Source organism: Pseudomonas sp. FH1, assembly GCF_000510895.2.
In the GTDB taxonomy this organism is placed as follows: domain Bacteria; phylum Pseudomonadota; class Gammaproteobacteria; order Pseudomonadales; family Pseudomonadaceae; genus Aquipseudomonas; species Aquipseudomonas azotoformans_A.
The window spans coordinates 22004-30624 of the sequence record NZ_AOHM01000092.1 but is presented as its reverse complement, the minus strand read 5'-3'; the positions used below and the strand labels follow the sequence as shown (position 1 = coordinate 30624).

Here is an 8621-nt window from a genome sequence, read left to right as displayed (position 1 = left end):
GAAAGCCACTGCCGGGATGTGCAGGCTGGCGGCCAGGTTCAGGCGTTGCTCCAGGTGACGCGCATCGTCCTGGCCGCAATGCAGGTGCACCGCTAGCCACAGGCGTTCGGCGAAGGTTCGGCGCAGCCATTGGACGTCGGCCTGGGTGTCGCTGTCTTCGGCCACCCACAGCGCCAGCAGGCCGGGCAACGGTTGCTCGAAGTCCTCGCGCAGCAGGCGATAGCAGCCTTTTTCGGCACGCCGTCGGGCCAGGGTGATCAATCGGCACAGGTGCTGGTAGCCGCTGAGGTCTTCCACCAGCAGCACCAGTTTCGGGCCGTTGTCGATACGCATCTCGCTGCCAATGATCAGCGGCAACTCCACCGCCTTCGCCGCCTGCCAGGCGCGCACGATGCCGGACAACGTGCATTCGTCGGTGATCGCCAGGGCGCTGTAGCCTTGGCGCTTGGCGCGCTCGAACAGTTCCAGTGCACTGGAAGCGCCGCGCTGGAAGCTGAAGTTGGACAGGCAGTGCAGTTCGGCGTAGCTCATGCAAACCAGCCCTGCAGCCACAGGCCATCGCCCTGCCCCACGGTGCGAAAGGCCCAGCCTTGCTGACCGGCGCGGGTCTGGATCAGGTAGTAGTCGCGACGGATATCAGCGCCGTCCCACCAGCCGGACTCGATGCGTTCCGGGCCCATGAGGATCTGCACGCCCTGCTCGCCCAGCAAGGTCGGCTCGCTCAGTAGCCAGCCGGGACGCTGCACTGTGTTCAAGGTTGGGCACGGATTTTTATCCGCCGTCGCTTGCCAGGCGCATTCGGGGCGGTGGTCGGCGTGGAAGCGCAGGCCCTGCACCGCCTCATCACCCAAGCGCGCACGCAGGCGTTCGCGCAGTTGCTCCCACGGCAGGGTTTGTTGCGGGCGGTCGTCGAACAGGTCCTGACGCTGGGGCACAAACACCGGCAGGTCCTGGGCTACCAGGCGAAAGCCGCGTACCGGTGAGGTGACCTGGACTTGCTCCAGGCGGCCGCGGGCCAATTCAAACAGCATCGCCGGTTCACGCTCGGCACTGAGCAGGCCGACCTTGATCACGCTGTCGGGCGCCTGAGCGTGTTCCAAATGCAGGTCGAAACGCTGCACGCCACTGTCGCGGCCGCATAGAAATGCGGACAGATCGCCCGTCAAACGCCTTAACGGAAACAGCAGTGCCTGATGGGATTGCACGTCAAAATTCAGTTCGATACGCACATCGAACCGGTCTGGCGGCTGATAGAACGCCAGGCCCAGCGGCCGCTGCCCGGCCAGTGCATCCAGGTGCTTGAGCAGGCTGGCCTCAAAGCGGCGTGCCAGGGTGTGCCGAGGCAGCGCCTGCACCTCGGCCAATGTGCGCAGGCCCATGCGCGACAAAGCCGTGGCGGCCTGTGGGTCGAGGCCGGCGCGGTCGATGGGCAGCGGCGCCAGGGCCTGCATCAAGCCGTCATCCTGCACCGCCAGGCCATCCTTGATATTCGCCAGCACCCGCGCCGCTACCGGGTTAGGCGCAGCGACGATACGGTGACGAAAACCCAGTTCGGTCAACTCTCTACGCAAGCGCGCTTCGAAGCGCGGCCATGGCCCGAACAGCCCCAGGCTCGACTCGATCTCGAACAACAAGGCACGCGGATAATACAGGCTGACCTGCGAGCTGAACTGGTAGGCCCAGGCAGCAAGGAACTGCTGGTAACGTTCGATCTCGGCGGAATCATATTCGGCGCTGGCAAAGCTCTTGGCCAGCGCATGCGCCGCCGTCAGGGATTGGCCGGGGCGCAGGCCCAGGGCGCGGGCAGCATCGTTGACGGTTTGCAGCACACGGCGTTGCGGCGTGCCGGCCAGCAAGACCAGGGGTTGGTCTGGCTCGGGGTGCACACGCTGCACCCCGTCCAACGCCAATTGCGGGAAGACAATACACACCCAGCGCATGGCAACCTCAATGCCCCGCCAGCGCAATCGGTGCCGGATGGGCCAGGCCGCCCCGGCACTTGAGCACGCGCACCTGCGCTGGTTTGGCCTCCACGGCCAGGCGCAAGGCGGCAGGCGATGAGTTGATCGCCTCACTCAAGGCACGCCAGGCAAACGCCAGGGTCTGTCCGGTTTCCGCCGCCACTTGCAGGCGCCGCAGTGCCCGATCATCGGCCTTGCGTGGCCAGCACAACACCGCGCCGCAACTGCCGGAACGCAGGCATTGTTCCACTGCCCACAAGGCGTCGCGCTCCTCGGCCTGGATCACCGACAGCAAGCGCAGATCCACCCCAGCGTTCTGCCAGGCATGGGGGTACGGTGTGTAGGGCGGCGCGACCAACACAATGCGCTCCCCCATTTTTGATAAGCGTGCCAGGGTCGGCAGCACCAGTTGCAGTTCGCCCACCCCCTCCTTGGCCATGAGGATTTCACTCAAGGCCGCCTCCGGCCAGCCGCCCGTGGGCAACACCGCATCCAGCGCCGCCAACCCGGTAGGATGCACACTGGCCGGCGGCGCGGCAGGCCGGCCTTTCCAGACACGCCCGCCATTGAACAGCGTGTCCAGCGCAACCACGGCGCCCATCAGCCTTGCCTCACCAAACCGCAGAACACCCCTTCGATCGCCAGGTCCTGATCGGGCCCGACCACAATGGGTTGGTACGCGGGGTTGCGCGGCAGCAAGCGCACACTGTCGCCCTGGCGTTCGAAACGCTTGATGGTCACTTCACCGTCCAGGCGCGCCACCACAATCTGCCCGTTCAAGGCCTCGGCACTGCGGCGCACGCCCACCAGGTCACCATCGAGAATGCCGTCCTCGATCATCGAGTCGCCCTGCACCCGCAACAGGTAATCCGGGGTTTTCGCGAAGGTCGACGGGTCCAGTTGCAAGCGGTTGTGCACCTCCGCATCGGCACCGATGGGCAAACCAGCCGCCACACGGCCGAGTACCGGCACATCCAGCCACTCTGGACGCTTCGGTTGATTGAGCAGGCGAATGCCGCGTGCCTGGTTCGGGTTGACCTCGATAAACCCGGCTTCCGTCAACGCCAGCACGTGCTTGCGCGCCACGCTGCGCGAGGCAAAGCCGAACGCCTCGGCGATCTCGGCGAGGCTGGGAGGCTGGCCTTGCTGCGCGATGCGGTCGCGGATAAAGGTCAGGATGGCGGTACGGCGGGGGGTTAGAGTCGTCATGGAGTACATTTGTACTCCTGTGGGAAATTTCTGACAATAGCCGCTAGTCGTGTAGGGGACGACGAGGTTTGTCGAAACCTCCCACATGGATGCCGGATTAGCTCTACTCCCCTCCCCTGCAAAGGTCCGCAAAGTCCCTCGCCTGAATACACAGTGCGAGGGATTGCGGATGGCGTTATTTGTTTGGCCCCCGGTGGACGGGGCTGTCTCATGATTGAATTGACCAGCCAAACCATTGGTTATCTAGTACTGGCCACCCTGGATTCGAAAACGCGAGACGTCGAATCCGTCATCCGCGATTTCAAGCGCTGCCTCAATCACTACGACGCCTGGGCGGAGAGCTTTTTCAGCTTTTCGGCGCTGGATATCGAGCAGGTCTTCAAGGTCGGGGATGAAGTAGCACTGGTCGCGCCGATCAACCGGTCCCTGTTTCCCAGCACCACCACCGGCACCTGCCAGGCCAACGGCTCGTTGACCCTGGTGCACATGTTCCAGAGTTCACGCTTCGTGCCCATTGGCAATACGCCCGTGATGGTGCAACGCATCGACCCCAACGGCGGCCCGCTGGGTGAGCCCATTCATAAAACCATCGGCCCCAGCGGCATTCTCGAAATCACCGAATGTGATCGCAACCAGCAGTACCGAGTCAGTTTCTACCCCAACGTCTCCAACACGCATTTCAAGGCGCTGTACGCCTCTTATCAGGCGGTTATCGCACCGCTGGAAGGTTGGCTGCGTGCGGAATGGACCAGCACCTTTGAACCGCTGTGGGAAGGCTACTCCGAAGCCAACTTCCTCAAACGCTATCTCTCGCTGCACCAAGCCTACGCCCGCGGTTTTGGCGAGGCGCTGTATGCGCTCTGGGACAGCCTCAAGCAGCTGTTCCAGTGGCTTTCTGACCCAATGGGTTATGCGGAAAAACTCCTGCATTACCTCTCCCAGGAGGAATTCGAAAAGCTGTTGAAGCTCGGCACTGAAAGCCTCGCGAAGGGCTTGTTGGTGCTGAGCGATGAACCGCTGCTGTTCATTTATGTGTCGGCAATGGTCAGTTGGATGCGGATGTTGCCGCCGCCTTACATGAACGAGCTGCTGGGGGAAATCAGTGCCGACGTCCTGATCAATTTGCTGCTGTGTCTCGCCACCGCCGGGATGGGGATGGTGGTGCGCTTGAGTACGAAGGTGCTGGGCGGCATCAAGTCTCAGCGGGCGCGCAGGTGGTTGGAGCACATGGCTGGGCAGTTCGGGAAATTTCGTGTGGATGATCACGCGGAGGTGGCGAAGCCGATATTGCTGGGTAGCCCGGCGACGCCGATTCGGACGATTCCGGATGTGCCGTTGAAGGCTGGGGATCAGGTGGTTTCGAATCCTGTGCCGTTAGTGCGGGATAAGGTTAGGCAGCGGACGGTGTTGGTGCGCCAGGAGCCTGTCGACGATGTGCCTGTTTCAGCTCGAAACCCGGCTGGGAATGCGGCTGCGTCTTCGGACAAGACGGCCACCAACGGCTGCCCGGTTTCGATGGTCACGGGTGAGGAACTGCTGACCCTCACCGATGGCACGTTGGATGGGATCTTGCCGTTTGAGTGGACCCGGTTGTATCGCACCAGCGCGGTGGAAGTGGATTGTGGGTTGGGGTTTGGCTGGAGTCACTCGCTGGCGCATCGGCTGGCTGTTTCCCGGGATGCGGTGGTGTGGACCGATCATGAGAATCGGTCGACTACCCTGCCCTTGCCCACGGTTTCTCGGCCGGCGATTACCAATAGCCTGGCCGAAGCCGCGATTTATCTGGGCGCTTTACCCGATGAATTAGTCCTGTCTAAAGGGGCACGTTTCTACCACTTCCGCGACGGCGTGCTGACGGCGATCAGCGATGCGTATGACAACCGGTTGCGCATTTTCCGTAATTACCTGGGGCAGATTGAGCGGCTGGATAACGGCGTGGGGCGCTCGTTGTTTTTGCGCTATGCGTCGGGCCGCATCGTGGCGGTGGATTACCAGGTTGAGCGGGCGGTGGATGACGGTCCGTTTGTCTGGGTGACGGAGCAGAACGTTGTTGCCTACGCCTATGACAATTTTGGACGACTGGTTTGCGCGACCAATGCCGTAGGCGAAAGCGAGGTTTATCGGTACGACGAGCAGCACGTCATTCTTGAGCGTGGACTGGCCGGTGGGGCGAGTTTCTTCTGGGCGTGGGAAAGGTCTGGCAAGGCCGCGCGGTGTGTCCGGCATTGGGCCAGTTTCTCGCAGATGGACACGCGCTATGCCTGGGACGATAACGGCCAGGTCACGGTGTTTAACGCCGATGGCAGCCAGGAAGTCTATGTGCATGACCAGCGGGCGCGGCTGGTGCAGCGGGTGGATCCTGATGGTGCTGAGCACTTCAAGTCCTACGATGACAAAGGCCGGCTGACGGTTGAGCAGGATCCGCTGGGGGCTATTACGGCCTATCAGTACGACGAAGCTGGGCGTTTGGTGGCGGTGTTTCCTGGGGATGATGAGCCGACGACCTACGAGCATGACAATGGATTCGTACGGGTTGTACGGCGTGGTGAAGCGGTTTGGAAGTATGAACGTAATGACCAGGGCGATGTTACGCGTAGGACCGGTCCTGACGGTCATTCGACTGAGTACAGCTACAACAAACGCGGACAACTGACGCAGGTTTGGTATCCCGATCACAGCTGTCATCGGCTGGTTTGGAATGAGCGGGGTCAGTTGCTTGAGGAGCAGTTGCCGAATGGCGGGGTCAAGCGTTATCGCTATGACGATCTGGGGCGACAGGTTGTCCGCGAGGATGAACATGGCGCGCTGACCCAGTATCAATGGGACGCCGCAGGCCGCTTGCTGAAACTGACTCAGCCCGGGGGGGCCACACGGGAATACAGCTACAACGCTTACGGAAAAATCACCTCCGAGCGCGATGAGCTCGGCCACGTCACCCGCTACGAATACGCTGACGGCCTGCACCTGATCAGTCGGCGCATCAACGCTGATGGCACTCAGGTCAAATACCGTTACGACAACGTCAGGTTGCTGCTGACCGAAATCGAAAATGAGGTGGGCGAAACCTACCGACTCCAGTATCACGCCAACGGCCTGATCCAACAGGAAACCGGGTTTGACGGCCAGCGCACGGCTTACCTCTACGACCTCAATGGCAACCTGCAGGAAAAGACCGAACACGGTGATGACGGCAGTCAGCTGGTTACCCGCTACGAGCGCGATTATGCCGGACGGCTCGTAAGAAAAACCCTGCCCAACGGCAACCTGGTCGATTACGCCTACGACCGTCAGGGCAATCTCCTAAGCGTCGAGGATGGCCACTGGGCGTTGGCCTACGAGTACGACAGCCAAAGCCGTCTCACCGCCGAACACCAAGGCTGGGGCACGCTGCGCTATGGCTACGACGCCTGCGGCCACCTGCAAAACCTGCGCCTGCCGGATAACAACCGGGTGGCGTTCAACCACGGCAAAGGCGGCCACCTAGTCACCGTCGAACTGAACGGTGAAACCCTTACCTCTCACCTGTTCAAAGCCGGTCAGGAACTCCAACGCCAACAAGGCCAACTGATCAGCCACTACCACTACGACGATCAACAACGCCTGCACGCCCACGCCGTCACCCAACAGCAACACACCCTCTACCAACGCCACTACGACTACGACAAAGGCGGCAACCTCACCCGCCTGCTCGACACCCGTAAAGGCGAACACCACTACCACTACGACCCGCTAAACCGCCTCACCCGCGCCAACCACTCCCAAGGCGAGCAAGAACGCTTCGCCCACGACACGGCCGGCAACCTGCTCATGCAAAACCGCCCCGGCCCCGACATCGTGGCCGGCAACCGCCTGATGATCCAAGGCGACCACCACTACGACTATGACGCCTTCGGCAACCTCATCCGCGAACGACGCGGCAAAGGCCATCAACTCGTCACCGAGTATCGCTACGACTGCCAGCACCGCCTGATCGGCATTAAAAAACCCAACGGCCAGACTGCCAGCTATCGTTACGACCCGTTTGGGCGGCGGATCAGCAAAACCGTTGACGGGGTCACTACGGAGTTTTTTTGGCAGGGCGACAAACTCATCGCCGAACATCAGACAAATCGGCATCGCAGCTACCTTTACGAACCCGACAGCTTCCGTCCGCTAGCTTTGCTGGAAGGTTTTGGTCCAAAGGAAACCAAGCCCTACCACTACCAACTCGATCATCTCGGTACGCCACAGGAACTCACCGCCCCGGATGGTGAGATCGTCTGGTCTGCACACTATCGTGCCTACGGCGAAATCAGCCGTCTCGACATAGGAAAAGTCGACAATCCGCTACGCTTCCAGGGCCAATACTTCGATCAAGAAAGCGGGCTGCACTACAACCGCCATCGCTACTACAATCCGGATGTCGGTCGTTACCTGACGCCGGATCCGGTGAAGTTGGCGGGAGGCATCAACGCGTACCAGTACGTGCCCAACCCCATGGGATGGGTGGATCCGTTGGGGTTGAGCACGTGCCCAGGCGGAGACAGATGCAAGCCGCAGTCAACAGTAGAAAGCCCAACCGAGCAAGTGAAGGCTGATGAACAAGCACCATCACCTCCGACACCACTGCGAAAGCGCAGCTATCTATATCGCGGAGACTCAAGAGAGCCAGATGAGATATTTGAAAAAGGATTCGAAAGCAGAGGCACAAGTACAGATCTGTACCTGCATTCTTTAAACAATGCCAGCCCTCCGAGCAACTACGTTCCGACGTCTACCTTAAGGAAACAAGCCTTGGTATTTGCTTCTAACTACGGGTTTGAAGAAGGATTTCTGTACACACTAAAAAGAATCCCTGGGAGAGATGCAAACAAAGAACTGGGAACACGCTCCAAGCACAAAAATGAGGCAGAAATAGCAATTCCCGGACGTATAGACCCTAAAGATATCTTGGGTGCCTCACCAGTCAATGAAGATGGCACCTTCAAGGGATACACAATCTTGAACCCGAATAGAGAATACCCATGAAGTCACGTGAAATCACCATCCTCAAAAACGGTCTACGTGAGAGCGCAGTGATCGAATACGAAGGGGGCAAGCCAACCCTTAATCTACTGCTGAGCAATGGCGTGCGAAAAACCTATACCGCCCTAGATCTGTACGACAGCTTCGGCTTATTGAGAGCCGACCTGAAAGACATAAAGTTTTTATGCAAGGGAGCCAAAATCAATGTCCATACATCTGGAATGTCATCCCATATGTCAAACGGCCTTGTCGCCTATGAACTGACAATGGGAGAACCAGAAGGTGAACTTGTTCATATTTTTTCATATGAAGAATGTGATCTAACTAACGACATACAGGAGCAACATGACTTCTCTCTACGCTGGGCGGAATCGGTGCAGGAGTAGCAATCAGGTAGATTTGCTTTGCACTTTCTAGGGCTGCTCCGCAGCCCAGCGCAGGGCAAGC

General features: G+C 60.0%; 6 protein-coding genes. 2 read left to right on the top strand and 4 right to left on the bottom strand.

The window, feature by feature from the left end:
* From H096_RS24295 to lexA, 4 genes are all read right to left on the bottom strand, one after another.
* Positions 1-531, bottom strand: a 531-nt coding sequence (locus H096_RS24295; RefSeq protein WP_033901884.1) for a PHP domain-containing protein, incomplete at its 3' end; no start/stop codon positions are given.
* Positions 528-1940, bottom strand: coding sequence for a DNA polymerase Y family protein (locus H096_RS24290; RefSeq protein ID WP_033901883.1), 1413 nt, complete (start codon positions 1938-1940; stop codon positions 528-530). The genes H096_RS24290 and H096_RS24295, both read right to left, overlap by 4 nt.
* A gap of 7 nt (positions 1941-1947) precedes the next feature.
* Entirely contained in the window at positions 1948-2562 is a 615-nt protein-coding gene (gene imuA, locus H096_RS24285) for a translesion DNA synthesis-associated protein ImuA (protein ID WP_033901882.1), read from the bottom strand.
* Positions 2562-3179, bottom strand: a complete 618-nt coding sequence (gene lexA / locus H096_RS24280; RefSeq protein ID WP_033901881.1) for a transcriptional repressor LexA — start codon at positions 3177-3179, stop codon at positions 2562-2564. Before lexA ends, imuA begins: the two co-directional genes overlap by 1 nt.
* A gap of 201 nt (positions 3180-3380) precedes the next feature.
* Here lexA and H096_RS24275 point away from each other — a divergent pair, with 201 nt between their 5' ends.
* On the top strand, positions 3381-8177 hold the full coding sequence (locus H096_RS24275; protein WP_033901880.1) for an RHS repeat-associated core domain-containing protein: 4797 nt from the start codon (positions 3381-3383) through the stop codon (positions 8175-8177).
* Positions 8174-8560, top strand: coding sequence for a hypothetical protein (locus tag H096_RS24270; protein WP_033901879.1), 387 nt, complete (start codon positions 8174-8176; stop codon positions 8558-8560). The genes H096_RS24275 and H096_RS24270 overlap by 4 nt, the downstream gene beginning before the upstream one ends.
* The last annotated feature ends 61 nt before the right edge of the window (positions 8561-8621 follow it).

Bases quoted from the DNA above. Each gene is read 5' to 3' on its own strand.
- H096_RS24290 (WP_033901883.1), bottom strand. From the start codon at position 1,940: ATGCGCTGGGTGTGTATTGTCTTCCCGCAATTGGCGTTGGACGGGGTG.
- H096_RS24275 (WP_033901880.1), top strand. From the start codon at position 3,381: ATGATTGAATTGACCAGCCAAACCATTGGTTATCTAGTACTGGCCACC.
- imuA (WP_033901882.1), bottom strand. From the start codon at position 2,562: ATGGGCGCCGTGGTTGCGCTGGACACGCTGTTCAATGGCGGGCGTGTC.
- H096_RS24270 (WP_033901879.1), top strand. From the start codon at position 8,174: ATGAAGTCACGTGAAATCACCATCCTCAAAAACGGTCTACGTGAGAGC.
- lexA (WP_033901881.1), bottom strand. From the start codon at position 3,179: ATGTACTCCATGACGACTCTAACCCCCCGCCGTACCGCCATCCTGACC.